Genomic DNA, 24,986 nt, shown 5'->3' with positions numbered 1-24,986 from the left:
ATTTGTCCCTATTATTATGTAATGACAGGAAAAAAATAGCCGAGTAACATCGCTCCCAGAATTGCACCTCCTGCCACGGGTTTCTTCCACAGATAAAACAGCAGTGCGCCAATCAGCGAACCCAGGCCGATAGGAATGGAAGCTGTCATTGCAGCCAAAATAATGAGAGGCCCTAGGAAGCGTCCTGATGCGTTACCTGCACCCATCATGACATCCGCGCCAAAAGTAGAATTTCCCTGTGCAACGGTGAATTTGCGGGCAAGAATGATCACCAGACCAACAACAATCCCCAGCAACATGCCGGTGATCAATGATGCCCAGAAGTTGGTTACTAAAAAATCAAAACCTCCCGCCAGCAATAGTGCGGGAACACCTAAGCCAATGCCGGTTTGCAGGGCACCGCCGATATCCAGAATTCCAACCAATGATCCTTCGACAATGCGGGCAAACAGAAAGCTGGCACCAAATGCCGCAACAGCGCCATAAACACCGGTATCAATACCGGAACGCAGCATTGCGACGAATGCCACTTCATTAAATGCACCAAATCCGTACACCACATACATATGAGTACCGGCAAAAATTCCCGCTGACAGCAGGCCAACAAACAGGGGAAATGTCCATTCGGCATACCAGAAATCATGCTTGTTCAGTTCAGTATTCATGATTATTTCCCACCCAGAAGTTGATGGACATGATGCAGCCAGTTTGGTACATCCAACATGAAAGATTGCAGGACCTTCATATCGAAGCCGCGGAAAAATCCGCTGAGAATAAACAGCAAAACGACGGTGATTAGCATGGTGCGGGTGATTTTGTTCCAGCCGTTGTCATCGACACCTTTGCCGATCAAAATACCCAGCACCAAGCCAGGAATAGCATTGCCCATGATAAGTTGGGCACATCCGCCGAAGAGCGTAGCCCATAAACCGGAACGGCGACCGGCATCCATCGCGGCGAGCCAGAACAGCACCGGCATCACGGTATTGACCAGCAAATTGGCCGCAGGGACGAGTACATTAGTGGCGGTGGTCTGCAAAGCTGAGGGAACAGCGGAAGCCGTGGTATTCAGGAATGCCACTAACAGCGCCCCGACAATTCCGCAGGCAATCGCCATTTTTTTCGGATTGTGCAGGGTTTCCGCTACATTGCGGTTTTTGATCATTAAGGCCGCCGCCCCCCAATTGGGAATGATGCGATGATCCACATCCTGGGTGAATGCGCCTGCGGCGACAGATGACGCCCAAGCGTTAAAAAAGAAACCGAGGCCAAAAGAGAAATGAGACGCCGGATCACCTTCACAGGCATTCAGTTCACCTAATGTACGAAATGCACCCATGCCCTGAACAGTCGGCGCATGGAACATTCGTGCTGCTCCGGCGCCAAGGCCGAAACCGCACAGGCCACCAATAATCAGTGACATGCCCAGTATTTCGATAAAAGAAGCCGTAGTATCCATCGTTTATTCCCCCTATCATGCTTTGCCTGCATTATGTTTTTCTGTGGTTTTGCTTTCCTCTGGTATGCCCGTTTTTGGTATATCCGGATTGGCTGACAGGGTTTGCTTGAAATGGATAGCCTCAACATCCAGCAAGGTGACACTGGCGGTAACATCCAACACCACTGAATAGTGTTTGCGCTGACGGGGAAGAAAAAAGAACAGGAATTTTTCAGTCGTGATTTTGCTGGTGGCGCTGACGACAGCAATGTCTTTAGGTTCGATGCGCAGGATAATGTGAGTCGTCCCTTGCAATATTGTGCGTTGTACTGCATTCAGGGCATCGGCGATGGCTTTTTGTCGGGAATCCCCAGAGCCACTGACGCGAACAGAGGTTTCAAGTCGCTCTTTCATGATTCTTTCCCCTGTTTTCTGATAAAGGCATGCACAAGACGTTCACCTAATTCGGCTTTGTCCATAAAGCCAAAACCAAGCACCGTACAGCCTTCGCGGATTGCCGTTTCTCCCTCTTCAATGGAACGCATACCGTAGCGAATTGGGTAGCCGTATTTGTTTTGCGCCGTGATTGCTCCCGCGCCGCCACTGCCACAAAACGAGATGCCAATATCAGCCTGTTCTCGCTGCATAACATCCCCCAGTTTCATGTCTGCTGCCATGCCGGGAATCACGATGGCTTTTCCGCCAGCGGCTTCAATGCCTATGGCAACGTTTTGCCCTTTACCCAAACGATCACCGATAACGATGATGATTTGTTTTTCGCTCATGGGTTCTGCCTCCAAATATTCAAGGATTGGAACGTGCAATTTCAAAATGCACAGATAGCAGATAAACCTCTTCGACAGCTAGATTGGGCAGGGTTTCGACGATTTGTGCGGCCAGTTTTATGGACTCCGGGGAAATCTCATCAAACAGTGAAATATCCACTTCTGGCAAGGATTCTCCTGTCTTGGCTCTCTCTGCCATTGCCTTAATATGGGAGACCAGCATTTGTTGCTGAACGGGTGTGGTATAGGCGCCTTCTACTACCAGCCATTTCTCGATGAGAGCCAATATTGTTCGGCTGGCCGTTTCAGGATCAAGATTTCCTTCTGCCATATTGAAATGTATCGAGGGGTTATTCATAAACGTTTCCCAATCAAATCGACCACGATAAATCGCTGCCCTATCACAAACGAATAAAGTTTTGTTTGCTGAAATGACCTTATCGATTTTATTTCTGGCTTTGGAGTGGGTTAATTTCCGTTTCAAAGTGGAAATTCATTAAAAACAGGGTGGTGCGACGCAGAATTGTGGGATTTTTGAATGAGAAAACGAGTAAGAAGCGGAGAAAATGATTTTCTTAACCTTTGAGTGCGGTCACATTATAGCCAATTATTTTCTATGATATTTTGGCAATTGATATTTTAAAAATGTAGAAAACTAAATTGCCCTGCCAAGGCTGTCTTTTGCGATCATTTGAAAATCATCAAAATTCCGGCTGCGCAGCAGTCTTTTCGTCGCCTTTTCCCTGACGAATGTGACAAACAGATCGTAAATTGACATCGCTTCTTCATAATCCTCTTTGCTGATGGCGAGCAAGAAAATCACATTGGCTCGCTCTTTGGTTTCTTTGTTCCATTCAATCCCGTTGGGGGCGAGGATAGTGGCAACCACTGTTTTCAGTGCCAGTAATCCCAACGCATGAGGCAAGGCGATATTTTCTCCTGACATATTTTTTCCTAACATATTTTGTTCTAGCAATGTGGAGAGAATAGATTCCCGTTCAATTAACGAGGGAAGGAAGTCATCGTTGACATAACCATCTGCCTGTAGTTTTCGGCAGACTTTTTTGAACAGTGTTTCTTGGGTCATTTCTTCCTTGATGACGATGAAATAACGCCGATCAAAGAAACGTTCAAGAATGGAAGAACGGGTTTGATCCACCATTGTGAGCCGTCCAATCAGCTCTAGCTGGTAAGGGGTAGGAAAAGGGGAAATTCTGACGACAGGTTTATTTTTCTCAGCCAGACGCAGAGTTGTAATGACGAAACTCTCTTCCACATAGGCTGACTTGTTGTATTCATGGCATGGCAGTGTGCGCTGGAGTTTGAGTTGGGGGAATTCGCGGGCAATTTGTGCCTCAATCATGCGTTGGGTTGCGTTGCCTGCATCAGTGACAAGCAAAACCGGAATGGGGCGGTTATTGCCTGTACCATAATGACGTTCTAACCCGACACCGATATGTACGGCCAGATATCCCAGTTCATCTTCATTGATGACACAAGGAAGCTGATCTTCGATGCGCGTCAGTGCGCTGACCGTGACATCATAGGCAAAAGGGTAATGTTGTTTGATATCTGTCAGCAGGGGGTTCTTGGTGCTGATTTGGTTATGTAACCGACTGATTAACAAGTTTAAATGCATCGCCAGATCGTTCCTCAGCCGGTTGTCATGGCGTAAATCATAGTTATAGGATTCATTGATATCGTTGAGGATATCATCGGTCCAGCGCTGGCTTTCAAGAATGCTGAAAATGGAATCGCCACGTTGGGGAATACGCTGTGCGGCAATTTGTCTGCCGAGGTAGTGGATTTCTGCGAGAGGTATTTCATTCTCTACAAATCTGGCAAATGAAGCTGAAATTTCCTCAGCCACTTTCTGGATGGTTTTATCCAGTTGAAGTTTATCCAATTGAAGTTTTTTGCTGTGTGTTATCGACTCTTGTGCTACCGACCCCTGTGTTATCGGATTCTGCCTTATCATATGATGGCGACGAATTCTCAGCAGGGAAGCCGCACAGTTGAAAATCAGGTATTGGCGGCCTTCATTGGTTAGTTGGATATCAAACCGGTTGAGGTTGTTTTGCAGGATTTCTTCAATATGGATCAGGTCTAAATGGGGTTGGTCTATATGAGTCAATTCTATATGCGCTAAGGTATCGAGCCTGACTTGATCAAGTGACAGTTCCATTTCCCGCAAAAAGCGATGTAGCAATGTGTCGGTCAGGCAGGCACGAATTAAGCGCTCGTCACCATTCAATTTAGTGCCGAAACGGGGGACGCTTTCTAGTTGCAAGGAGTATTTGCCAAGCCTTTCGCGCACTGTGCTCATATCATGTTGCAACGTACCACGGCTGATGCACCATGTTTCGGCAATATTATCCAGTTTGATGGGATCTGGTTCTAATAATAGTTTCAGCAGTAATGCGTCGGTGCGATCGCGGGCGGTTCTGGGGATCGTCTGGATCGCTTTCTGTTGTTTTGGCAAGGTGGCAAATAAGACTTGATCATCAACACGGAGAATATAGCCGTTCCCTCGTTTATAAAAGATCTGTGCCCCGTAACGATGCAGAATGTCATTTAATTCGCTGATATCCGTGCGAATGGTACGGCTGGAAACATTAAAGCGTTTTGCCAGCTCGTCTTGTGGCAATTGTTCTGCCTGAATAATCTCAAAGAGACGGGCAAGGCGTGGATAGGAAAACAGAGCCATATGGATACCCTGAATTCATGGTTATTTCGTTAAGTTAATATCTATGACGGTTTCAATTGCACCACTGCGTAAGCAAAGCTGTTTATGAGGCATCACATTGATCGCATGACTCACAGGCAAAACAGGAATTCCTGAGCCTAGAAATACCGGAACGGTGGTAATAAACAGTTGTTGTAACTCCTCCGCATCGGCAAAACTGGCGGCGGTTTTTCCTCCTCCAATCACCCAAACATCTTTACCTTTGGCTGCGATTTTTGCGTTTTTAGCAATATCCTTAGGGCTTTCTTGAGTGACAATGGCATTAATATCAGCAGAAATCGTTAGATTTTTTGAGGAGAGGATAAAGGCAGGAATATCTTGATACGGCCATTCACCTTTTGTGTTTTTCATAATCCATTCATAGGTTCCAGCCCCCATAATCGCGGCACCGATATTCTGATAAAATTCTTCATAAGGTGTGGCGTCATCACTCAGCGGGCAATCATATAACCAGCCTAATTCATGGTTTTCTGTGGCAATGTAACCATCCATTGTGGCAGCGACATAATAAATGAGCTTTGACATGGTTTTTCCTTATTTTTACACGTGATTCTTACATGTATGCCTGATCAGAAAATAACGATAATAAATAACCCCACTACCCTAGCAGGCTGACTAAATAATGATTAGTCATTTTGAGTGATTGTGGTCTAAAAAACAGCAAAAAATTATCTAATCAATAGGGCAGTATAATAAAATCATATTATAGACTTATTATATGATTTTTAGAATTCTGAGTATTGATGTTAGATTAATATTAATTTATTTCATAATGTAACTTTTACATGATTTACTTATTATTTTATTAAGGTGTTTAACTAATACTTATGACCGAACTCATAATATAAAACGAAATTCATGTAACAATCAAAAATAGGATGTATCTTACTCGACAATAATCTTATTTGCTCATAAAATTTTTTCTATTATAGCGTTGTTACCTTTCAAGAACGGATATCAAATAAATAAAAGGAATAGCCAATCATGTCTAAATTTATCGTCAGACGGAATAATCAAGCCTTACTTAATGAAACTGTATTTTATCTTACCAAAGGAAATACGCTGATATTAAAGATTGATGGTTTAAATCTCAATACGAGAAAACACCTTAAATTTCTGCCAAATAATACGCTTGTGTCCATTTTTCAACGTAATAATCCGCAGCTTAGAGAACAAACCTTGCAAATAACAGCATTGAATATGGGCATAAGTATTGTTAGGGCGGTAGATACTAATTTAGATTACTGTCCCTATTTCGCCGCAGGAGTCGCTGAGGATTGCTTTCCACCATTAACGATTAATATTTTGTCTAAGATAGAAATTCCGAAGGATTTAACTGAGGAGCAGAAAGCGATGTTGATGGTGTTGTTGGCGGAAACTAAGAATCCTACGACAATTGGGGCAAACTATGATGAACAAAAAGCGAAAGAAGCCATGCAATACATGCATGATGCCTTATTAAACAGAGTTAGGTCTCCTAAAGCACATGAACTTGATGTGCCTAAACACGGAAATAAATTAATTGGACTCATTTCAGGGCCGCGGACAATCGATGGTTTTAGTCAATATCCTAATATTAAAGATGATATACGAAAAAGAATTAACGGTATGATAGTGATTGCGAATGATGGTACTCATGCCGATTTTCTGGTTTATCGGCGATTACTTAAAAATGCTATCGATATAGCAAAAAGCAATAAAATTCTGAATAAAGAAGTCATTGCATGGAGAACGGATAATCGTAGTTCTCCGGGGCCAAATTTCACTAGGCTTTTTTCACTACAAGGACAAGAATTTTATAAATTATCAGATAGATATCTTAAATGAGAAATTTTATATGAAATGTTTAATAGGTTTTTTTATGATTTTGGTCTCCATGGACTCTTTTTCAAAACAAAATGAGCTGGATTTCAAAGCTTGGGGGGATACGGGGCAATGGGGAATCTATTATAAAAAACCGGACGGTTATTTTAACCCATTAGAAATAAAAAAGTATAAAGAAAATTATTTTTCTGCATTTAGCTATGTCATTAATTTTTTAAATACACAAAATGTGAATAATGATTTTTGTCTAATTGGTTATGAATTTAATAAAGGAATTGATCGTGATGGATTTGAAAGTGTTATCATTTATTGGAAAACCGCTAACCGTTTAATTGACTGGGAAGTTCCAGATGGTGACTACGATGAATTGTATAGGTCAATTATATTCAGTAAGCCTTTTATTGATATAAATGAATATGTTTTTCCTTATAAGGAAGCCATGAATCATCAGGCTTTATGGGCCAAAGAAGGTATAATGCAAATTATTGACGATTGTGAATTGCATGGACAGAAAATCACGATAAAGCCTTCTGAGGTGCTTGATATCAAATAATAATGAAACTGCCCGCAGACTGCGGGCAGTTTGGTAACGGCAATTTTCCATAGGGTGTTTGTTATTGTTCAGAATCTATTAAGAATAGACGCTCATTCCACTGCGCAATCATTTTTCTATGTAAACATTTCACTATGTGAACTACCAAAACGTCGGTAATACGCTGCGGTGGGTTGAGGCAGTTGACCAATAGTTGTTTCGCAACGTTCACTGATGTAGCGCGTCGCTGCAAGATCAATGTGTTGATAAATATTTATACACAAGTTACGGGCAATCAGCCCTTCCCATTGTGTGGGCAGCAGCGCGTCCGGCAGCATTGGGTCACGCAATACTATGCGGCGGTAAAAGTGAATCAGTAGCAGGCGTAATTGGAAACAGCGTTCTGGTGTCAGATCGGCTTCATGGCAATCCCGCAGCAGGGTCATTAATGGGCGGAAGGAAACGATAAATTCATGATAATGCTGCGATATCTGTTCCAGTGACCAATTGATAGAGACAAGTTCTTTCAGGCTCTGCTCCGAACGCGGGTAAGGATAATCAGCACGGAAGTAGATGACGGAATCGCTGGCGTTCAGTTCCCCCAGTAGGGCGGGGATATCTCTTTGGGCACTGCTTGGTGCGGCCATCAGGGTCGTGTTGAGTTGTGCAAACCCAAGCCAGTCCAGCTCTTTTTTCAGGCGATTACGCTCGTTTTTGGCGACGCTTTCGAGTAGCAGCAGATCCCATTTACCATCCCATTCCGGTTGCTCACTGAGATAAATTTTGCTCTCTGCATGACGAAACTGATTCATGCCTCGTTCAGCAATGCGGTAATAACTGCGTCGTCCCAGCTTTTCTACCGCAAGCCACCCCTCTTTTTGCAGCCTGAATACGGATGTTCTCACGAAACGGTCACTGAACCCTATCGGTTCCAGCAAGAGACTCAAACTGCCAAGCCAGACTTCACCTCCACGGTGACTGAGCGCATCCCCATATAAAGAGATGATCAGCGATGTTCCGCTGATAGGCTGTGCATTGAGGGCGTGCTGGATAAAATCGTCGAGTTTGTGTGCCATATTTTCTGTGATCTGCTCAAAAGTGTGTCGTGACATTAGCATAACTGTATCAATAGGCTTAATCGATATGCTCAGGGAAAACCCTTTGAAGACAATTCACATTATTGATACCCGTCGTTTTTCAAGTTGCAGCTTGTGAGCTGCATCTTGAGATCCATGGGGTATAACTTGAGTGGCAAAAGGTTATTCATGTGGTCGATTATCGATAACCCGCACTGCCTTGCCTTCTGAGCGAGGAATGACACCACAGTTGACGATGCTGACATCTGTGCTGAGTCCTACCATCGATTTTATGTGATGGCGCAACTGATGACAGAGATTACAACTTTGTTCATGATTCAGCAGACTTGGCTCTTTCAGTTCAACTTTGACTGACAGACAGTCATGGTTGCCTTTGCGGTGTACTTCCAACTGGTAGTGGGGAGAGAGTTCTTTAAAGCGGATAATCTGTTCTTCTATCTGTGATGGGAACACGTTGATGCCACGGATAATCAGCATGTCATCGGAACGCCCGGTGATTCTGTCCATGCGACGCATATTGCGTGCCGTACCGGGTAATAAACGTGTCAGGTCGCGGGTGCGGTAACGGATCACGGGCATGGCTTCTTTGGTCAGAGTAGTGAGGATCAGTTCGCCGGTTTCGCCATCGGCCAGATTATTCAGATTGTCAGGATCAATCACTTCAGGATAAAAATGATCTTCCCAAATGGTGGAGCCGTCAGCGTATTCCAATGATTCCATCGCAACGCCCGGCCCCATCACTTCGGACAGGCCGTAGATATCCAATGCTTTGATGCCCATGCGTGTTTTAATCTCCGCACGCAAAGCGGCCGTCCAAGGTTCTGCACCAAAGATGCCAATACGCAAGGAGCATGTGCTGGCATCCCCGCCCATTTGATGTTCCAGTTCATCCAGTAAAGTCAGGCAGTAAGAAGGTGTCATCATGATAATGTCAGGCTTGAAATCCATAATCAGTTGCGCTTGTTTTTCGGTGTTGCCGCCAGACATGGGAATGACCGCTGCTCCCAGTCGTTCGGCACCATAGTGCGCTCCCAGTCCGCCTGTGAACAGGCCATAACCGTAGGCGATGTGGACTTTGTCTTTGGCACTCGCTCCCGCAAATCTCAGGCTACGGGCGACCAGCTCCGACCAAATGTCGATGTCCCGTCGGGTATAACCCACCACGGTTGGGCGTCCCGTTGTGCCGGATGAAGCATGAATGCGCACAACCTGCTCCATTGGTACGGCGAAGGTGCCAAAAGGATAATGTTCCCGCAGATCGTGTTTGGTGGTGTAAGGAAATTTGGTGATGTCAGCCAGTTGCTTGAAATCACTCGGATGGACACCTGCCGCATCAAATTTGTGGCGGTACATGGGAACGTTATTGTAGGCGTGATTGAGAGTCCATTTTATCTGTTTGAGTTGCCACGCCTGAATCTCATCACGTGAAGCAAACTCAATGGAATCCAGAGGTTGTTCAGGGGATTTTTTTAGGTTTTGTACGCTGTTGCTCATAGTTGCCTGTCCTTATTGTTGACTTGTTTGTAACAGGTTGTGTTTATCGTTATGTGCAGGTGCTGGTTAAATCAGGTAATCGCGTATCAATTGCTGCTAAGAAAATCGGTACTGAAAAAAGCGTCACTATATCAGTCGCTACGATATAAATCGTTGCTATGAAATACGTTCAATAATCATGGCGATGCCTTGTCCCACACCAATGCACATGGTGCACAAGGCATAACGGCCAGAGCGTCGTTCCAGCTCAAGGGTGGCTGTCAGTGCAAGGCGGGTTCCGCTCATGCCAAGAGGATGCCCCAGTGCAATTGCTCCCCCATTCGGGTTTACGTGCTCTGCATTATCCGGTAACCCCAGTTGGCGCATCACCGCCAATGACTGTGCGGCGAAAGCCTCGTTCAGTTCAATAACATCCATTTGACTTAAGTTTAAGCCTGTCAGTGCCAGTACTTTGCGGGTTGCAGGCAATGGCCCGATCCCCATGATACGAGGTTCAACACCACATGTTGCTGTTGCGACGATACGTGCCCGTGGTGTCAGCCCTTGGTGTAATGCTGCTGTTTCTGAGGCGATGATCAGCGCCGCTGCGCCATCGTTGACGCCGGATGCGTTACCTGCGGTAATCGTGCCGCCAGTACGAAATGGGGTTTTGAGTCGTTGTAACTGTTCGAACGTCGTTTCTGGCCGGGGATGTTCATCCTGTGAGACGTTGGTTGCTACGCCTTTTTTGTTGATTGGGGGCAGAGTGACAGGGATGATTTCTTCGGCCAGTACACCGCGCTGTTGCGCACTGGCGGCACGTTGTTGGCTGCGCAGGGCGAAGGCATCCTGATCATCACGGCTGATTTGAAACTGAGCTGCGACATTTTCTGCCGTTTCTGGCATGGAATCAGTGCCGAATTGCTGCTGCATTAAGGGATTAATGAAACGCCAACCAAGGGTGGTATCAAAGATCTCAGCCTGTCTGTTGAATGCACTGTCTGCTTTGCCCATAACGAAAGGAGCACGGGTCATGGATTCAACGCCCCCCGCCAAAATTAGTTGGGCATCATCGGATTTAATGCTGCGGGCAGCGAAAGCCAGCGCATCCAGACCGGAGCCACACAATCGATTGACTGTTGTGCCGGAGACTGAGTCTGGCAGTCCCGCCAGCAATACGGCCATGCGTGCGACGTTACGGTTATCTTCCCCTGCCTGATTGGCACAGCCGAGGATAACATCATCAATTTGCCCCCAATCCAGTGCCGGATAACGATCCATCAATGCCCGTAGCGGCAGGGCCGCCAGATCGTCAGCCCGCAGGCTGGACAGCGCTCCGCCATAACGTCCTATGGGGGTTCGGATTCCATCACAGATAAATGCGTGGGTCATGATTGTTCTCTCTAATCCAAAATAGGGTGGCTGATACGATGTGAATAACCACGGAAAAGAGCGACGACTTTACCGTTTTGGTTAATGATTTCCACATCGTACAGGCCGGTTTTTTGGCCCTGATGCCGAACAGAAGCGGTGGCAGTCAGTTGATCACCAATCAAAGCCGGACGGATGAAATCAATGTTGCCGCCGGAAGCAACTGCGGCCAATCCTTCACTGTTGCAGGCGTAGGCGAAAGCGGTATCCGCCAGACTGAACAGAATGCCACCGTGACAACTTTGATGGCCGTTGAGCATGTTGGGCACGATCTTCATGTTGAGTCGGGCGAATCCGACATCGATATGCTCAATATGCATTCCCATTGTTTGGGCGCAGGCATCCTGAGCGTACATGGCTTCAACGTGATGGCGGGCCAATAGACTTGCAGCATTATTTTGCATGGATATCCCCTTTTTTGTGGCTTTTAGCCAGCGGGAGGGGGAGTTGGGTATGTCCCGCCGCTAGCTGGCGCAGCAAAGGGGCAGGGCGGTAACGGGGCTCCCCATAGAATTTCTGCAAATTTTCCAGCGTGCTGAGAATGTGTTTCCAACCCAGCCGTTCACCCCATGCCAGCGGGCCGATGGGATAATTCACACCGTGGCACATCGCCAGATCGATATCTTCAGCGCTGGCGATACTTTTGTTGATGACATCCAGTGCTTCGTTGCACAGCATGGCTACGGTACGCATCGTTAATAAGGCTGGATAATCCGGCAGGTGGATCACTTGCTTGCCGAGAGATTGCAGAAAGCCGATCACTTTTGTTGTTTGTTGCGGCGTATTCTGGCAGGCGGCGCTGAGTGTAATAATGGAAGCTGTTTGGTGGTTGGCGGAAAGATCAAACTGCATCACGGGTGCCCTGACTTCGTCAGCAATCTGGGCACAAGTTCTTCCTTTGGTCAGTGCCAAGAGTACGTCATCAATCTGTAAGGTCGGGGAGTGGAATCGATCATTTTTGTTTTCTTCGAAGATGATTCCGTATTGCTGCAATTCTGGTTTTTGTAGCAGGGCAACGAAATGAGGCAATGCTGTCCAATTTCCCGTTGCCTTGATCCGGACAGGCTGTTTTTGTGTTTTACTCTGTTTCGGTTCTATTTTGGGTTGTGGCTGAGTATCTTTTTTCTTTATGTCATGGACGTAGAAACCGCGACCACGTTTGCGTCCGAGATGATCGGCATCCACCAGCTCTTTCTGCTGCAATGAAGGCTGAAAGCGAGGATCGCCGTGGAAAGCATGGAACAGGGATTCAGTTACTGCGTAGTTAACGTCATGGCCGATCAAATCCATCAGTTGTAATGGTCCCATCGCAAAGCCGCCAGATTCTTTAAGGATCGCATCCAGCGTAGCGGGGGTGGCAATCTGCTCTTCCAGTGCACGTAAGGCTTCTGCATAGAATGGACGGGCAATGCGATTGACGATAAATCCCGGCGTAGAACGGCAAACCACAGGCTGTTTTTTCCAATTGGTCACGAGGGTTTTTAGCGTTGCCACGGTTTGAAGGGAAGTATCCAGACCCTGTACAATTTCTACCAGCTTCATCAGGGGGGCGGGATTGAAAAAATGCAGCCCTGCCATGCGCTGTGGTACAGACAGGACACGGGCAATGGCAGTAATCGACAATGATGAGGTGTTGCTGGCAAACAAGGTTTGGTTTGAACAAATGGATTCCAGCTGTTGGAAGAGATTTTGTTTAGCTTCCAATTGCTCGACAATCGCTTCAATTACCAGCCCGCACGGTGCCAGTGCATGTAACGAATTCACCTGAGTGATGCGTTGCAACATGGCTTCTGTTGTACTGGCTTCTGCTTTGCCGGCTTCCACGCGTTGATGCTGGCGGGTACGCAGGTTTTCCAGTGCTTGACCTACCGCTTCGCCATTGACATCAAACAGCAAGACAGAATGCCCTGACTGAGCTGCGACCTGAGCAATGCCGATACCCATTGTTCCCGCCCCAATGACGGCTATGGGGCCGTGGAATAGAGGCGTGATCATGACTATTTCCCCTTGAATGTTGGCTGGCGTTTTTCTATGAACGCATTGATGCCTTCACGGAAATCTTCACTATGTCCGCACCGGAGCTGCAAATCGCGTTCGAGATCAAGCTGTTGATCCAGCGTATTGGATGCTGCGGCATAAGTCGTTTGCTTGATGCAGCCAAGTGCCACGGTGGGTTGGGTGGCAAGATGTCGGGCGAGTTCCTGCGTTTTATCTGCCAGTTCTTCGGGTTCAACGACTTGCCAGATCATGCCCCAAGCCAATGCTTGTTCAGCACTGATTTTTTCTCCCAGCAATGCCATTCCCATTGCTCGTGCTTGTCCAATTTTATGGGGCAGGAACCAGCTACCACCGGAATCTGATGTCAGTCCAATGCGACAGAAAGCCTGAATGAAGCTGGCCGTGCGGGATGCAATGACAATGTCACAGGCCAGAGCGAGCGAGACACCAGCACCTGCGGCTACACCGTTGACCGCACAGATAATGGGTTTGGGTAGGGAAGTCATACGCCGGATCAGCGGATTATAGTAGCGCTCAACGGATTGACCGAGATCAGGGATACCACCATTAGATATAATCGAGTTGCGATCATTTAAATCCTGCCCGGAACAGAAGCCACGTCCGGCGCCTGTTAGCAGGACACAGCGCACGGATTCATCCTGTTCCGCAATGTCCATTGCCTTGCTTAATTGTTGATGCAGTTCTTCGTTAAAGCTGTTGAGGCGTTCTGGACGGTTGAGAGTAATACTCAGGACACCTGCATTTATATCAGTGAGTACTATTGGCATGTTTTCCATCTATCAATACCCTTTGAAAATTGGTTTACGTTTTTCCAGAAAGGCAGTGATACCTTCCTGACGATCGGCTGTACCCGCCAACGCAACAAAGTGTTGTCGTTCGGCGAGTAGCCCTTGTGACAGGCTTGTTTCTTGTGCGATTTTGAGGGCGGCTTTGGCTGCCCGCAGTGCCAGAGGGGAAAACTCACTAATGCGCTGTGCAATCTGCTCTGCACGTTCTAATGTCATGGCATCAGTGCATATTTCACTGACCAGCCCCGCCTCTCTGGCTTGATGGGAATCGATAGCCTCGCCGGTTAGTACCATCTGGTAAGCAAGTGCTTTGCCGACACTGCGGATGAGCCGTTGTGTTCCCCCCGCCCCCGGTATCAGCCCCAAGGTGATTTCTGGCAGACCAAAACGGGCGTTTTCTCCACAAATCACTAAATCACAAGCCAATGCCAGTTCGCAGCCAGCCCCAAGCGCGTAGCCATTGACAGCAGCGATCAGGGGCTTGCTGATATTGTGTACACGTTGCCAGAGTTGTGGCCGGAGATCAGTGATGGCTGTAGCAACGCTTTGTTTTTGTAATTCTTTCAAATCTGCACCTGCTGCAAAACAATGAGTTGATCCCGTAATAACAATCGCTCCTGTCCCGTTATCTGCATCTGCCAGTTCCAATTGCTGCACAAGTTGTTCGAGGCAGTCATTGCTGAGGGCATTGCGTACTTCTGGTCGATTTAGGGTTAATGTGCGCACTCTTTGCTGCTGGTGGCATAAAATCCACGCCTGATTCATGGTGGCTCCTTACTATTTTCTTTTCTAGGCATCTTTCTTTTCTAGGCATCGAAATATCTTCTAGACATCAAAATCTACAATCACGCCATCACCTTTCGGCCATGACTGGCAACTTAAGATATAACCGACAGCCAATTGATCGGGTTCGAGGCTGTAGTTCACTCTCATGTCCACGTCGCCGGATTTAAGTTGGCATTTGCAGGTAGCACATACCCCTCCTTTGCAGGCGTAGGGCAAATCTGCGCCCTGACGCAGTGCGGCATCAAGGATGCTGTCATCTTCGGCATTCATAGCAATGTTGAGTGTGCGACCATCCAGGTGGATCTCAACGCGGGTTTCGCTGCGCTCTGTGAGATTGGCAGGACGGGAACCTGTCGCAGCTTTTTGGGTACGCCCGATATTGAAACGTTCACTATGGATATGTTCAGCAGGTATTCCTGCCTGCACCAGCGCAGTATGGGCATTGTCCAACAGGGTTTCAGGCCCACAGAGAAAAGCATGGTCAAACTGAGAAAAATTAAGCAGAGTTTTGCCGATGCGGTGCAGGTGTTCAGTATCAATGCGTCCATTAAACAGAGGGCTATCGGTGGTTTCCTGACTGAACAGGTACAGCACCTGAAAACGGGTTAGGTAGCGATTTTTGAGATCGGCCAACGCCTCTTTGAACATGACGGAGCGGCTGGTGCGATTGCCATAGATCAGGGTGAAGGTGCTATTCGGTTCCAGTGCCAGCGTACTTTTGATGATAGATAGAATGGGGGTGATACCCGAGCCGGCGGCAATGGCTAAATAATGCCCCTGTTGGTTCGTATTGGGGCGATGGCCAAAACTGCCTTGTGGCTGCATGACTTCCAGTTCGTCCCCGACTTTTAATTGCTGGTTGATGAAGGTTGAAAAACGGCCCTGATAGATAGCCTTGACGCCAATTTGTAATACACCATCCAATGGTGAGCTACAGATCGAGTAACAGCGGCGTAGTTCTTCGTTACCCACTCGTGCCTTGAGTGTCAGATGTTGGCCGGGGTGATAGCAGAAATGTTTTTTCAGCTCATCGGGAATATGCAGGGTGACGGTGACGGCATCCGGTGTTTCCCGTTCGATGGCGGCAATGCTTAAGCGGTGAAAGCTATGACGAGTCTGATGAACAGTAGACATCTTCTACTCCCTCGTTAAATCCCTCATTAAATGCATTTGAAATAATCAAACGGTTCCAAACAATCTCGACAGCGGTAAAGGGCTTTGCAGGCAGTGGAACCGAATTCGCTGATTTTTTCTGTTTCATGACTGCCACAGCACGGGCAGGTAATGGGTTCTATGTCCGCTGTTTTTTCACACACCAATCCCTGAGGTGGAGCAATGCCGGATTCTCGCAGACGTTGTCTGGCATCGGCCTTTATCCAGTCGGTTGTCCACGCAGGAGCCAGACTTACTTCGATATACACCGGAGAAAAGCCTGCTTGTGTCAGTGTTTCCTGAATGGTTCCGATCAGGTATTCCGTTGCGGGACAGCCGGAATAGGTTGGGGTAAATGCCACACGCCAGCCGCTTTGTAACGGAGTGACAGCCCGTATCATGCCAAGATCGGTAATGGAGAGCGCAGGCAGTTCTGGATCGGCAATTTGGTGCAGGCATTGCCAGATTTGGTGAATTTCCGGCGGCTGAATCTCTGAATAAAAGTGTGTATTGCATTGCTGTTCCATGATTTCCTCCCGTTGCTATCCGTTTTGCCATCCGTTTTTGCTATTTATTTTTACTATTTATTTTTACTACCAGTTACAGTCGGGATAGGTGTGTTGCAGGTACTGCATTTCTGCCAATATGTATCCCAAATGTTCTGTATGCAGTCCTTGCTTTCCGCCTTGTCGATAAGGCGTCTCCTGTGGCATTGCTAACGTGGCTTCGGCGAACGTTTCCTTGATGATTTGCTGCCACGGTTCGTGCAAGGTAGTGGGATCAACGGCAATGCCTTCTTCTGCCAGTTGCTGCTCTATTTCGTCGCAATGGAATAGTTCGCCGGTAAAGCGCCACAGTTGGTCGATGGACTGCTGGATTTTTTCATGGCTCAGGTCTGTTCCATCCCCTAATCTAACCATCCAGCCCCGGCTGAATCTCAGGTGATATTCCACTTCTTTCAATGACTTGGCACTGATGGCTGCCAATTGGGGATCACGGCTTTGTCCCAGAGCCTGATGCAGCAGGACATGATAGGCATCGATAAAAAACTGGCGTACTAATGTGTCGTTAAAGCCGCCATTGGGTTGTTCCACCAACAGAAGATTGAAGAATTCACGCTCACCGCGCCCAAATGCCAAATGATCTTCATTCAGCCCGGTTTGTGAAAGGGTAGCTGCATAACTGAGGAAATGACGTGCTTGTCCCAGTAAATCGAGGCCAATATTGGACAGGGCGAGGTCGATCTCCAGTTCTGGCGCATGTCCACACCACTCGCACAGGCGTTGTGCCAGAATCAATGGGGTATCTCCCTGACGAAGTACGTATTTGAATAGAGCATGATTGAGTGATGAAACGCTGTGTATATTCATATTTCCGTCTCCTACATATTCTTGATGCCATCAGGAATGTTGTAGAAAGTCGGATGACGGTAAATCTTGTCCTCCGAAGGTTCAAAAAATGCGCCGCGATCTTCCGGCTGTGAAGCCACCAGATGGATGGATTTAACTACCCAGATCGAGCAGCCTTCATTGCGCCGGGTGTAGGCATCGCGTGCATTTTCCAGTGCCATTTGATCGTCTGCTGCATGGAGGCTGCCGACATGACGGTGTGCCAATCCCTGTTTACTGCGGACAAAGACTTCATACAGTGGCCAATCGGTATCGTTCATTAGATTCACTCCCTTCAATACTGTTTATACCCTTCGTCTTTCAAGTTGCCTCTTTGTTGGCTATGCTCACTCATCCCGGTCACCGTTGTTATGAGCATAGAGTTATCTATGCTCCCGAGGATTCGTTCCCTTGCCGCCGCGGCGCACCTTGAAATCCATTGGGTATAGATAAAGCAAGCAATTAAGCGGCACGATTTTTAGCGGCTATTTTTTGCGTGAACAGAAGCCGCTTCACGTACCCAACTTCCGTTCTCCCAAGCCCGGCGTTTGGCTTCCAGACGTTCGTGGCTGCATATCCCCTGTCCTTTCAGGACTTGATAGAATTCATCCCAGTTGATTTCACCAAAATGGTAATGACCTGTCGCTTCATCCCAAGTCAGTTCAGGATCGGGGGCTGTCATGCCAAGGGCTTCCAATTGAGGCACGGTGCTGTCGATAAATTTTTGCCGCAGTTCATCATTGCTGAATCGCTTGATTTTCCATGCCATGCTCTGGACGCTATTGGGGGAATCACTGTCATTGGGGCCAAACATCATTAATGTCGGCCACCAGAAACGGTTGATGGCATCTTGTAACATGGCGCGTTGGGCTTCGCTGCCTTTCGCTAGTACCATGACCGCCTCATAACCTTGTCGTTGGTGGAAACTTTCTTCCTTGCAGATTTTCACCATCGCGCGGGCATAGGGGCCGTAGGAAGCGCGGCACAAGGCCACCTGATTGACAATTGCTGCCCCATCCACCAGCCAGCCAATCACACCAACATCTGCCCAACTTAGGGTGGGATAGTTAAAGATCGAAGAATATTTCATCTTGCCATCCAACAGCTTTTGGTAGATGTCCTGACGGGAACAGCCCAGTGTTTCAGCGGCGCTATAGAGATACAGCCCGTGCCCTGCCTCATCTTGTACTTTCGCCAGCAATACGGCTTTGCGACGTAATGTCGGGGCACGGGTGATCCAATTGGCTTCCGGTAACATGCCGATCACTTCTGAGTGTGCATGTTGACCGATCTGGCGTATCAGATTTTGGCGATAGGATTCAGGCATCCAGTCTTTGGCTTCAATCGAAAGGTCTGCTGCTATCTTGGCATCAAAGCTTGCCTGAAGTGGATCAGTTGTCATATGCGACTCCATTATGATTCTTATTTTTTAATATAAGATATAAAAACGAATCACTTTAATAACCATAAATCTACAAACCAGTAACAAAAATATCAAATACTAAATTTGTGTATTTGTCGTTCATATCACAATATGAATTTTTATTCATTATAAAACAGATAATTAATTATTTTTATTAGAGGGTGACAAGAATATTAACTGGTGATTAGGTGCAAATGTTTGTGATTTGTTAATTTTATGGGTGGTTTTGTTAATCATGAATATGATACATAAATAGCATTCTGTTACTTGATAATTGTTTCATTGTTTAAATCGGTGGAGAAAAAAATGCAACAGGTAATGAGTTACATTTGTGGCGCTTGGGTTTATGGGCAAGGCAATACCAGAACCATCCATCATGCAGTAAGTGGCGAAGCTTTGTATCAGGTATCTTCTGAAGGCTTGCCATTGGCAGAAAGTTTAGAGTACGCCCGTGAAAAAGGTGGAAAGGCACTGGCTGCGATGACGTTCCAGCAACGCGCTCAAATGATGAAAGCGGTAGCAAAACATCTGCTCGCCAACAAAGAAACACTGTATGCCATTTCCACAGAAACAGGCGCAACCCGTGCAGATGGTTGGGTGGATATTGAGGGGGGAGTGGCAACACTTTTCTCCTATGCTGGATTAGCAGGACGCGAGCTACCGGATGATACCCTGTGGCCGGAAGATGAGATGATCCCACTGTCTAAACAGTCTCAGTTTGTGGCTCGCCATGTACTGACATCTCGCCCCGGTGTTGCTCTGCACATCAATGCGTTTAACTTTCCTTGTTGGGGAATGCTGGAAAAATTGGCACCAACGTGGATGGCAGGTATGCCGGCGATTATCAAACCTGCTACGGCATCCGCCCAATTGACGCAGGCGATGGTAAAAATGATCATCGATAGCGGTCTGGTGCCGGAAGGATCACTGCAATTGATCTGCGGTGGTATTGGTGATCTGTTTGATCATCTTGATTATCAGGATGCCGTGACTTTTACCGGTTCGGCACAGACGGGGCAGAAGTTACGTGCACATCCCCGACTGATAGAAAAATCCATTCCCTTCACGATGGAAGCGGATTCCCTCAACTGCTGCATTTTAGGTGAGGATGTTACGCCTGACATGCCGGAATTTGGGGTATTCATCAAGGAAGTTACCCGTGAGATGACGGTGAAGGCCGGCCAGAAATGCACGGCTATCCGGCGCGTTATTGTACCAGACAGCCAAATGGAAGCAGTCAAACAAGCACTAATCAAACGGTTGTCTGGTGTGACTGTCGGTGATCCCACTTTGCCGGAAGTGCGCATGGGAGCGTTGATTAATCTGGAACAGCGTGATGAGGTGCAGGCAAGAGTCAATGAATTGTGTAATAGCGGCTGCGAGATTTTGTGTGGTGGTTCACTGGATCAGTTGGTGCTGACAGGCAATAGCAACAGTAATGGGGCATTTTACCCGCCAACATTGCTCTATTGTGCTGATCCAATGACAAATCAGGTAGCACACAGTACGGAAGCTTTTGGGCCAGTTTCTACGTTAATGGCGTATCAGGATACTGAGCAGGCGATTGCGTTGGCGATAATGGGACAAGGTAGTTTGGTGGGATCGCTGGTGACGGCAGATGAGCAGATTGCTGTACAGGTGATCCGTGCGACAGCGTGTGTTCATGGACGTATGTTGGTATTGGATGAAGCGGCTTCTGTGGAATCCACAGGACATGGTTCCCCGCTGCCCATGTTGGTACATGGTGGGCCGGGACGTGCGGGTGGAGGAGAAGAGTTGGGTGGTTTGCGTGCCGTGAAACACTATATGCAGCGTACAGCGATTCAAGGCAGCCCAAGTATGTTGGCAGCAATTGGTCGTGAGTGGGTTCGTGGCGCGAAAGTGAAGGAAGAGCCGATACATCCATTCCGTAAGTATTTTGAACAGCTCGAAATTGGTGAAAGTTTGTTGACCGCTCGCCGGACGGTGACGGAAGCAGATATCGTGAATTTCGCCTGTCTGAGTGGGGATCATTTTTACGCCCACATGGATAAAATTGGGGCGGCTGAATCCCTGTTTGGTGAACGTGTGGCACATGGTTATTTTGTTGTATCGGCTGCCGCGGGTTTGTTTGTTGATGGTGCAGTGGGGCCGGTGCTTGCCAACTACGGTATGGAAAATCTGCGTTTCATTGAGCCGGTCAAGATTGGCGACACCATTCAGGTTCGTTTGACCTGCAAGAAGAAGATCAAGAAAGTCCAGAAAACCCCGGAAGATAAACCACATGGTGTCGTGATGTGGGATGTGCAGGTATTGAATCAGGAGCAACAGCCTGTGGCACTTTACAGCATCCTGACACTGGTTGAGCGGCAATTGGGAGATTTTTCGGCATCGGTATAGCTTCGATTGAATGAACCGTCGTATTCAATCAACCCACATGGGTAGCCAGATAATGATAAACGCCAGTGCCAGCATACTGGCGTAATTTCGTGCAATTTTGTCGTATCTTGTTGCTATGGCACGAAAATTTTTCATTCTGGCAAACGCATTTTCCACTAAATGTCGGTAAAGGTATAAACATTGATCAAGCTTTTTATCGGGTTTTTAGATTTAATTGCGATGATGTTTCTCAATTCTTTTTCTGGGATGTTATTTCCGACCCAGAGATAGTGGATTTTTTAGGGATATCTATAAGTTATCTTCCTCTGTAAAATAAACCAGAAAAACATTCATAAAACTTAATATTAACTTAAAATTATTATATTTTTGTGATGTATACCACAATGGAAGTCATTCGTAATATTATAATAAATAATTTTTATTATTTTAAGGATTGCCTAATTGGCGTTTTTTAAGTAATTTATTTATAATAAATGATTTATATTAAAAACCATAAATTAATCATATTTATTTTGATAAAATAAATTGACCTAATTCGGGTTGAGTGCTAGTACTTAATGTAAACTAAATAAAGTTCATTAACGCCTGATTCTGTTTGGTTATTGTTAAGTAAAATCTATGGGTAGATAATAAAAACAAGTGAAATACCTTATGTAATGTAGTTCGTAACAAAAAGTTGTAGGTTGATTTTGAAATGATAATCAGGCGTTATATTTTTTTAATATTAATGTACAGAGGTTTTAAGCTTACAGCCCTTTCATTGTGTTATCTGTATTCAAGATTTTGATTATTAATAATATATTAATTAATGGATATATAAGTAAGAAAGTTTTTGTCAATTCTCTTACTTATCATTTTTCAACCGGCAGCTTTCCCGTAAAATGCGTACAACGGTATCAGCTCCACTGCGATTGGGATTGATGCGTATCATACGTTGTTCCAGTGTAGGGGCTGTTTGGCGAAAGGTGCCTGAGATACGGTAAAACAGGGGCGGGATTTCAAACTTTGACTCTGCGCCTACCGGATAAGGCAAGGCACCGAATGTATGGGCTACGGCGAGTACTTTTTCTGCGATAGGATCGTGAAATTCGACTAATAGTACTTTTGATTGAGCGTTAGCAAGAAAGGCTTGTTTTACTTGTGGCACCTCCCCCTGATTTAAACGAGTGACAAGTTCGTCATTCACCTCTGCCTGTATGGCGTGCATGACCGGCGCGAATACCATACCACGCAAGGCTTCCATTGCCTGATAACCTTGTATCTGGCAGCCACCGGAATACATACTGTGGCGTAGGTTATCGATGATTGCTTGTTTTCCTGCCACTATTCCGACGCCTTGTGGCCCCAATAATTTGAAGCAAGAGAATGTGGAAAGTGATGCCCCGTACTGGCAGCCAATTTGTTCCACTTTCATGGCGGCGTAGTTGTCATCTACCAACGAAGGAATGTTATGTTGATTCAATGTGTCAATAACTTCTTGCAAGGCATAACAGTCAGATATCTTCTGGCGCGTATGCTGGACAAGGCTGGCAGCTGGTTGGTATTGCTGAATGGCAGCCACAATTTGTTCTGTGTGATTGAAATCCGCCTGAACGACACGAAGCCCCATTTGTTCAATTGACGCTTTGGTCGTGGGGTAAATTGGGGCATTATGCACAAGTAATGTTGAATTGGGACTGACCAAGGCGGCCAGCCCCGCACGCAATGCACCTGTTCCCGCTCCATTGACAAAGGCAGCGCTTTCAGCACCAAAAAACTCCGCAATCACCGCTTCAATACGTCGGGTCATCCGTGGTTGATGGAGATCTGGGACTAAGCCCAGATCGCCTTGCGAAAGAAAATCAGCACCAGGAAAGTGACGACAGATAATATCCACCAGCTTGAACTGTTGTTGTTGTGCTTGTGCCATCGTCATGCTTTGCAATGGATAGGTTTTCATTTCTTATTTTATTCCCAGCAGAAAGAGCAAGTTTGCAAGAATGCCCACGGTGATTGTTGCGATTGGACCGATCGCCATTTCTACTAAAGGGCGTTTGGAAGTTCGGTTGAGCAGGTAGATACCCGCTACGATCATAAAGCCCATGCCTGGCAGAATGGCGTTGGAGGCAATCATAGCACCAACCAGCAAGGCAACTTCGAGCATTTTGGTGATCGCAGTACGAATATGTCCGCTACATGCTTTCACACCAGGGTATTTATCCAACCAGATAGCGATTTTTGCCAGTAGCTGGATTTCGACGAACATGGTGATACCACCCGCGACAAAGGCAAGCCATGGGTTGTTGGTTGCCAGCCCCGCCACAAATACAAATTTCATGCCATTAGGGCTATAAACACCTGTGGCTATCGCCGTCGTGCCCACCAATGGAATAAAACTAATGGCACGTGCCAGTGCTACTAGTAATGCATTGGTTTGCTCACCTTGCGCCATTAATTGGAGGGAAACAGGGCCTTCCGCCAGCAGGCTAAAGGACATAGTGGCGGCACTAGCAGTCAGGCCACCACACAGGATCAACAGCCATTTGTTTTTCTGGATACGTTCTATGCGGGTTGAGAACAGACCGACCAAAACTTCATTAGCACCTTTTTGTTCTGCTGATTGTGTGGGACGTTCACGCATTGCAAAGTAGAACATGGCAATCATTGACAGCAATAGTGCAGCACCGTTAGGGTCAATGCTGACAGGTTTTTCAAGCATTCCGCCAAAGCTCAGCGGGCCAATAGCCTTGGTTGCCAGATAGCCGGCCAATGCAGTGAACATGACCAAAAGCCCTTTGCGATAGCCATATTGGTAGCCGACGACCATGGCAGGGAACAAGGCAAAACAGGCCACAATCGGATCGCCCACTTTCTTGAGATCATCGGTGAAATTGACGGGCAGCATGGAAAACAGTTCCACCACCGAACGCAGACCAGCCAGTAAGGCGATGGCATACAGGACTCCGATGATGCCAGAAGTGATAAAACCCCTTCGGCTGTTGGTACACCAAATTCCGATCATATCTGTACCGAGTAACAGGCTGTGAACCAACACAATTGGGGCGGTGAGTGAAAAGGGAATGCCGAAGCCGACAACTAAGCCAATACTCAGGGCGAAGCTGGTTGCGGCAAGCGCTTTGCGGCTCATGCGGCCTTCAAGGTATTCCGGCAAAAGTGGGCGCAGGCCATCATGGAAAACGGCGATACCTCGGTTTGCCATCATGGCGGCAATGGCTCCAATCGTTGCCAATAATCCCGCTTTAAAAGGGTCGACTTCCATCAATTTCATCAGGAATTCATGGAAATATTGCATGATGGCCTCCTTACAGTGAGATGATGGTGTTGATGATCACCGGCAGGACGATATCAATATCCTGACCAGTAAAACCAAAAGCCCTCTTGCCTGTTTTCACATGGGAAATGATTTCGTCATTAGACAGGATTTTTCCCGGCATTCCGATAGTGGCGCATTGATCCAATCCGATAAGGGCAATTGCAATTGCCAGGGCACCGCCTCCGCCCGTATTACATGCACCAAGATAGTAATCTGCTTCGCCATCTTTGATTGCCATTGCCGCTTCAATGTCATTCATGATGGTTATGGAAGTGGCTTTGTTTCCCGCCAATTGACGAATACCTTCGGCTATTGCCTCTTTCTCTATTTGCCCACCAACGACAAATCTCATGCTGTTATCCCTCCCTTTGTATCTTCTATCGGATTGTTTTTTGAAAAAGCTATGTTTTTA

At 46.8% G+C, this 24,986-nt stretch carries 24 protein-coding genes and 2 pseudogenes; 3 read left to right on the top strand and 23 right to left on the bottom strand.

Annotation, left to right across the window (positions count from 1 at the left end; all coding sequences use genetic code 11):
- Positions 1–14: 14 nt before the first annotated feature.
- The 7 genes and pseudogenes from Xvie_RS11280 to Xvie_RS11250 form a co-directional block, all read right to left on the bottom strand.
- Complete coding sequence (locus Xvie_RS11280) at positions 15–665, bottom strand: DUF4310 family protein (RefSeq protein ID WP_086109422.1); 651 nt, start codon at positions 663–665, stop codon at positions 15–17.
- Between the two features lie 2 nt (positions 666–667).
- On the bottom strand, positions 668–1,459 hold the full coding sequence (locus tag Xvie_RS11275; protein ID WP_086109421.1) for a DUF4311 domain-containing protein: 792 nt from the start codon (positions 1,457–1,459) through the stop codon (positions 668–670).
- 108 nt (positions 1,460–1,567) lie between these two features.
- A pseudogene (locus tag Xvie_RS11270) lies at positions 1,568–1,852 on the bottom strand (DUF4312 family protein); the annotation flags it as partial.
- A complete protein-coding gene (locus Xvie_RS11265; protein ID WP_086109419.1) occupies positions 1,849–2,223 on the bottom strand; it encodes a glycine-rich SFCGS family protein in 375 nt (124 codons plus the stop codon). The pseudogene Xvie_RS11270 and the gene Xvie_RS11265, both read right to left, overlap by 4 nt.
- Positions 2,224–2,242: 19 nt before the next feature.
- The gene (locus Xvie_RS11260; RefSeq protein ID WP_086109495.1) at positions 2,243–2,581 is read right to left on the bottom strand and encodes a PRD domain-containing protein; all 339 of its coding nucleotides are present in this window, start codon (positions 2,579–2,581) and stop codon (positions 2,243–2,245) included.
- A 297-nt stretch (positions 2,582–2,878) separates the two neighbouring features.
- On the bottom strand, positions 2,879–4,930 hold the full coding sequence (locus Xvie_RS11255; protein WP_086109418.1) for a BglG family transcription antiterminator: 2,052 nt from the start codon (positions 4,928–4,930) through the stop codon (positions 2,879–2,881).
- 21 nt (positions 4,931–4,951) lie between these two features.
- The gene (locus tag Xvie_RS11250; protein WP_086109417.1) at positions 4,952–5,494 is read right to left on the bottom strand and encodes a dihydrofolate reductase family protein; all 543 of its coding nucleotides are present in this window, start codon (positions 5,492–5,494) and stop codon (positions 4,952–4,954) included.
- A gap of 459 nt (positions 5,495–5,953) precedes the next feature.
- Between Xvie_RS11250 and Xvie_RS11245 the strand changes: the two genes are divergently transcribed.
- Together Xvie_RS11245 and Xvie_RS11240 are read left to right on the top strand one after the other, a co-directional pair.
- Positions 5,954–6,796: a hypothetical protein gene (locus Xvie_RS11245; RefSeq protein ID WP_086109416.1), complete on the top strand. Its 843-nt coding sequence runs from the start codon at positions 5,954–5,956 to the stop codon at positions 6,794–6,796.
- 34 nt (positions 6,797–6,830) lie between these two features.
- The gene (locus Xvie_RS11240) at positions 6,831–7,346 is read left to right on the top strand and encodes a hypothetical protein (RefSeq protein WP_086109415.1); all 516 of its coding nucleotides are present in this window, start codon (positions 6,831–6,833) and stop codon (positions 7,344–7,346) included.
- Between the two features lie 116 nt (positions 7,347–7,462).
- Here Xvie_RS11240 and paaX read toward each other — a convergent pair whose 3' ends face one another.
- The 12 genes from paaX to paaA form a co-directional block, all read right to left on the bottom strand.
- Positions 7,463–8,401 carry a phenylacetic acid degradation operon negative regulatory protein PaaX gene (gene paaX, locus Xvie_RS11235; protein ID WP_086109414.1) on the bottom strand — a complete coding sequence of 313 codons (939 nt, stop codon included), beginning with the start codon at positions 8,399–8,401 and terminating at the stop codon, positions 7,463–7,465.
- A 183-nt stretch (positions 8,402–8,584) separates the two neighbouring features.
- On the bottom strand, positions 8,585–9,916 hold the full coding sequence (gene paaK, locus Xvie_RS11230) for a phenylacetate--CoA ligase PaaK (RefSeq protein WP_086109413.1): 1,332 nt from the start codon (positions 9,914–9,916) through the stop codon (positions 8,585–8,587).
- Positions 9,917–10,072: 156 nt separating this feature from the next.
- On the bottom strand, positions 10,073–11,287 hold the full coding sequence (pcaF, locus tag Xvie_RS11225; protein ID WP_086109412.1) for a 3-oxoadipyl-CoA thiolase: 1,215 nt from the start codon (positions 11,285–11,287) through the stop codon (positions 10,073–10,075).
- Positions 11,288–11,298: 11 nt separating this feature from the next.
- Complete coding sequence (gene paaI / locus Xvie_RS11220; protein ID WP_086109411.1) at positions 11,299–11,730, bottom strand: hydroxyphenylacetyl-CoA thioesterase PaaI; 432 nt, start codon at positions 11,728–11,730, stop codon at positions 11,299–11,301.
- Positions 11,720–13,321 (bottom strand): 3-hydroxyacyl-CoA dehydrogenase, encoded by a 1,602-nt coding sequence (locus tag Xvie_RS11215; protein ID WP_086109410.1) that lies wholly within the window; start codon positions 13,319–13,321, stop codon positions 11,720–11,722. The genes paaI and Xvie_RS11215 overlap by 11 nt, the downstream gene beginning before the upstream one ends.
- Before the next feature lie 2 nt (positions 13,322–13,323).
- A complete protein-coding gene (paaG, locus tag Xvie_RS11210) occupies positions 13,324–14,121 on the bottom strand; it encodes a 2-(1,2-epoxy-1,2-dihydrophenyl)acetyl-CoA isomerase PaaG (protein ID WP_086109409.1) in 798 nt (265 codons plus the stop codon).
- A 3-nt stretch (positions 14,122–14,124) separates the two neighbouring features.
- Positions 14,125–14,898 (bottom strand): 2,3-dehydroadipyl-CoA hydratase PaaF, encoded by a 774-nt coding sequence (gene paaF, locus Xvie_RS11205; protein ID WP_086109408.1) that lies wholly within the window; start codon positions 14,896–14,898, stop codon positions 14,125–14,127.
- 60 nt (positions 14,899–14,958) lie between these two features.
- Complete coding sequence (gene paaE / locus Xvie_RS11200) at positions 14,959–16,053, bottom strand: 1,2-phenylacetyl-CoA epoxidase subunit PaaE (protein ID WP_086109407.1); 1,095 nt, start codon at positions 16,051–16,053, stop codon at positions 14,959–14,961.
- Positions 16,054–16,079: 26 nt separating this feature from the next.
- Complete coding sequence (gene paaD, locus Xvie_RS11195; protein WP_086109406.1) at positions 16,080–16,598, bottom strand: 1,2-phenylacetyl-CoA epoxidase subunit PaaD; 519 nt, start codon at positions 16,596–16,598, stop codon at positions 16,080–16,082.
- A 66-nt stretch (positions 16,599–16,664) separates the two neighbouring features.
- The gene (gene paaC, locus Xvie_RS11190) at positions 16,665–17,441 is read right to left on the bottom strand and encodes a 1,2-phenylacetyl-CoA epoxidase subunit PaaC (RefSeq protein WP_086109405.1); all 777 of its coding nucleotides are present in this window, start codon (positions 17,439–17,441) and stop codon (positions 16,665–16,667) included.
- 11 nt (positions 17,442–17,452) lie between these two features.
- Positions 17,453–17,740, bottom strand: coding sequence for a 1,2-phenylacetyl-CoA epoxidase subunit PaaB (gene paaB, locus Xvie_RS11185; protein ID WP_086109404.1), 288 nt, complete (start codon positions 17,738–17,740; stop codon positions 17,453–17,455).
- A 197-nt stretch (positions 17,741–17,937) separates the two neighbouring features.
- Positions 17,938–18,861 carry a 1,2-phenylacetyl-CoA epoxidase subunit PaaA gene (gene paaA / locus Xvie_RS11180; protein WP_086109403.1) on the bottom strand — a complete coding sequence of 308 codons (924 nt, stop codon included), beginning with the start codon at positions 18,859–18,861 and terminating at the stop codon, positions 17,938–17,940.
- A gap of 327 nt (positions 18,862–19,188) precedes the next feature.
- Between paaA and paaZ the strand changes: the two genes are divergently transcribed.
- Positions 19,189–21,261, top strand: coding sequence for a phenylacetic acid degradation bifunctional protein PaaZ (gene paaZ, locus Xvie_RS11175; RefSeq protein WP_086109402.1), 2,073 nt, complete (start codon positions 19,189–19,191; stop codon positions 21,259–21,261).
- Positions 21,262–21,285: 24 nt separating this feature from the next.
- Here paaZ and Xvie_RS11170 read toward each other — a convergent pair.
- From Xvie_RS11170 to Xvie_RS11155, 4 genes and pseudogenes are all read right to left on the bottom strand, one after another.
- Positions 21,286–21,450, bottom strand: a pseudogene (locus tag Xvie_RS11170) (IS5/IS1182 family transposase); the annotation flags it as partial.
- Between the two features lie 655 nt (positions 21,451–22,105).
- A complete protein-coding gene (locus tag Xvie_RS11165; protein ID WP_086109401.1) occupies positions 22,106–23,200 on the bottom strand; it encodes an aminotransferase class V-fold PLP-dependent enzyme in 1,095 nt (364 codons plus the stop codon).
- A gap of 3 nt (positions 23,201–23,203) precedes the next feature.
- On the bottom strand, positions 23,204–24,553 hold the full coding sequence (locus tag Xvie_RS11160) for a YhfT family protein (protein WP_086109400.1): 1,350 nt from the start codon (positions 24,551–24,553) through the stop codon (positions 23,204–23,206).
- A gap of 10 nt (positions 24,554–24,563) precedes the next feature.
- Positions 24,564–24,926: a DUF2620 domain-containing protein gene (locus tag Xvie_RS11155; protein WP_086109399.1), complete on the bottom strand. Its 363-nt coding sequence runs from the start codon at positions 24,924–24,926 to the stop codon at positions 24,564–24,566.
- Positions 24,927–24,986: the final 60 nt, after the last annotated feature.

The organism is Xenorhabdus vietnamensis (assembly GCF_002127535.1).
Lineage (GTDB): Bacteria > Pseudomonadota > Gammaproteobacteria > Enterobacterales > Enterobacteriaceae > Xenorhabdus > Xenorhabdus vietnamensis.
The sequence above is the reverse complement of the archived record's forward strand: the minus strand, read 5'-3'. Positions and strand labels throughout refer to the sequence as shown.

Bases quoted from the DNA above. Each gene is read 5' to 3' on its own strand.
- paaG (WP_086109409.1), bottom strand. From the start codon at position 14,121: ATGGAAAACATGCCAATAGTACTCACTGATATAAATGCAGGTGTCCTG.
- paaZ (WP_086109402.1), top strand. From the start codon at position 19,189: ATGCAACAGGTAATGAGTTACATTTGTGGCGCTTGGGTTTATGGGCAA.
- paaX (WP_086109414.1), bottom strand. From the start codon at position 8,401: ATGGCACACAAACTCGACGATTTTATCCAGCACGCCCTCAATGCACAG.
- Xvie_RS11245 (WP_086109416.1), top strand. From the start codon at position 5,954: ATGTCTAAATTTATCGTCAGACGGAATAATCAAGCCTTACTTAATGAA.
- Xvie_RS11265 (WP_086109419.1), bottom strand. From the start codon at position 2,223: ATGAGCGAAAAACAAATCATCATCGTTATCGGTGATCGTTTGGGTAAA.
- paaF (WP_086109408.1), bottom strand. From the start codon at position 14,898: ATGAATCAGGCGTGGATTTTATGCCACCAGCAGCAAAGAGTGCGCACA.
- pcaF (WP_086109412.1), bottom strand. From the start codon at position 11,287: ATGACCCACGCATTTATCTGTGATGGAATCCGAACCCCCATAGGACGT.
- paaC (WP_086109405.1), bottom strand. From the start codon at position 17,441: ATGAATATACACAGCGTTTCATCACTCAATCATGCTCTATTCAAATAC.
- paaB (WP_086109404.1), bottom strand. From the start codon at position 17,740: ATGAACGATACCGATTGGCCACTGTATGAAGTCTTTGTCCGCAGTAAA.
- Xvie_RS11215 (WP_086109410.1), bottom strand. From the start codon at position 13,321: ATGATCACGCCTCTATTCCACGGCCCCATAGCCGTCATTGGGGCGGGA.
- Xvie_RS11155 (WP_086109399.1), bottom strand. From the start codon at position 24,926: ATGAGATTTGTCGTTGGTGGGCAAATAGAGAAAGAGGCAATAGCCGAA.
- Xvie_RS11280 (WP_086109422.1), bottom strand. From the start codon at position 665: ATGAATACTGAACTGAACAAGCATGATTTCTGGTATGCCGAATGGACA.
- Xvie_RS11165 (WP_086109401.1), bottom strand. From the start codon at position 23,200: ATGAAAACCTATCCATTGCAAAGCATGACGATGGCACAAGCACAACAA.
- paaA (WP_086109403.1), bottom strand. From the start codon at position 18,861: ATGACAACTGATCCACTTCAGGCAAGCTTTGATGCCAAGATAGCAGCA.
- paaK (WP_086109413.1), bottom strand. From the start codon at position 9,916: ATGAGCAACAGCGTACAAAACCTAAAAAAATCCCCTGAACAACCTCTG.
- Xvie_RS11240 (WP_086109415.1), top strand. From the start codon at position 6,831: ATGATTTTGGTCTCCATGGACTCTTTTTCAAAACAAAATGAGCTGGAT.
- Xvie_RS11255 (WP_086109418.1), bottom strand. From the start codon at position 4,930: ATGGCTCTGTTTTCCTATCCACGCCTTGCCCGTCTCTTTGAGATTATT.
- Xvie_RS11160 (WP_086109400.1), bottom strand. From the start codon at position 24,553: ATGCAATATTTCCATGAATTCCTGATGAAATTGATGGAAGTCGACCCT.
- Xvie_RS11250 (WP_086109417.1), bottom strand. From the start codon at position 5,494: ATGTCAAAGCTCATTTATTATGTCGCTGCCACAATGGATGGTTACATT.
- paaD (WP_086109406.1), bottom strand. From the start codon at position 16,598: ATGGAACAGCAATGCAATACACACTTTTATTCAGAGATTCAGCCGCCG.
- Xvie_RS11275 (WP_086109421.1), bottom strand. From the start codon at position 1,459: ATGGATACTACGGCTTCTTTTATCGAAATACTGGGCATGTCACTGATT.
- paaI (WP_086109411.1), bottom strand. From the start codon at position 11,730: ATGCAAAATAATGCTGCAAGTCTATTGGCCCGCCATCACGTTGAAGCC.
- paaE (WP_086109407.1), bottom strand. From the start codon at position 16,053: ATGTCTACTGTTCATCAGACTCGTCATAGCTTTCACCGCTTAAGCATT.
- Xvie_RS11260 (WP_086109495.1), bottom strand. From the start codon at position 2,581: ATGAATAACCCCTCGATACATTTCAATATGGCAGAAGGAAATCTTGAT.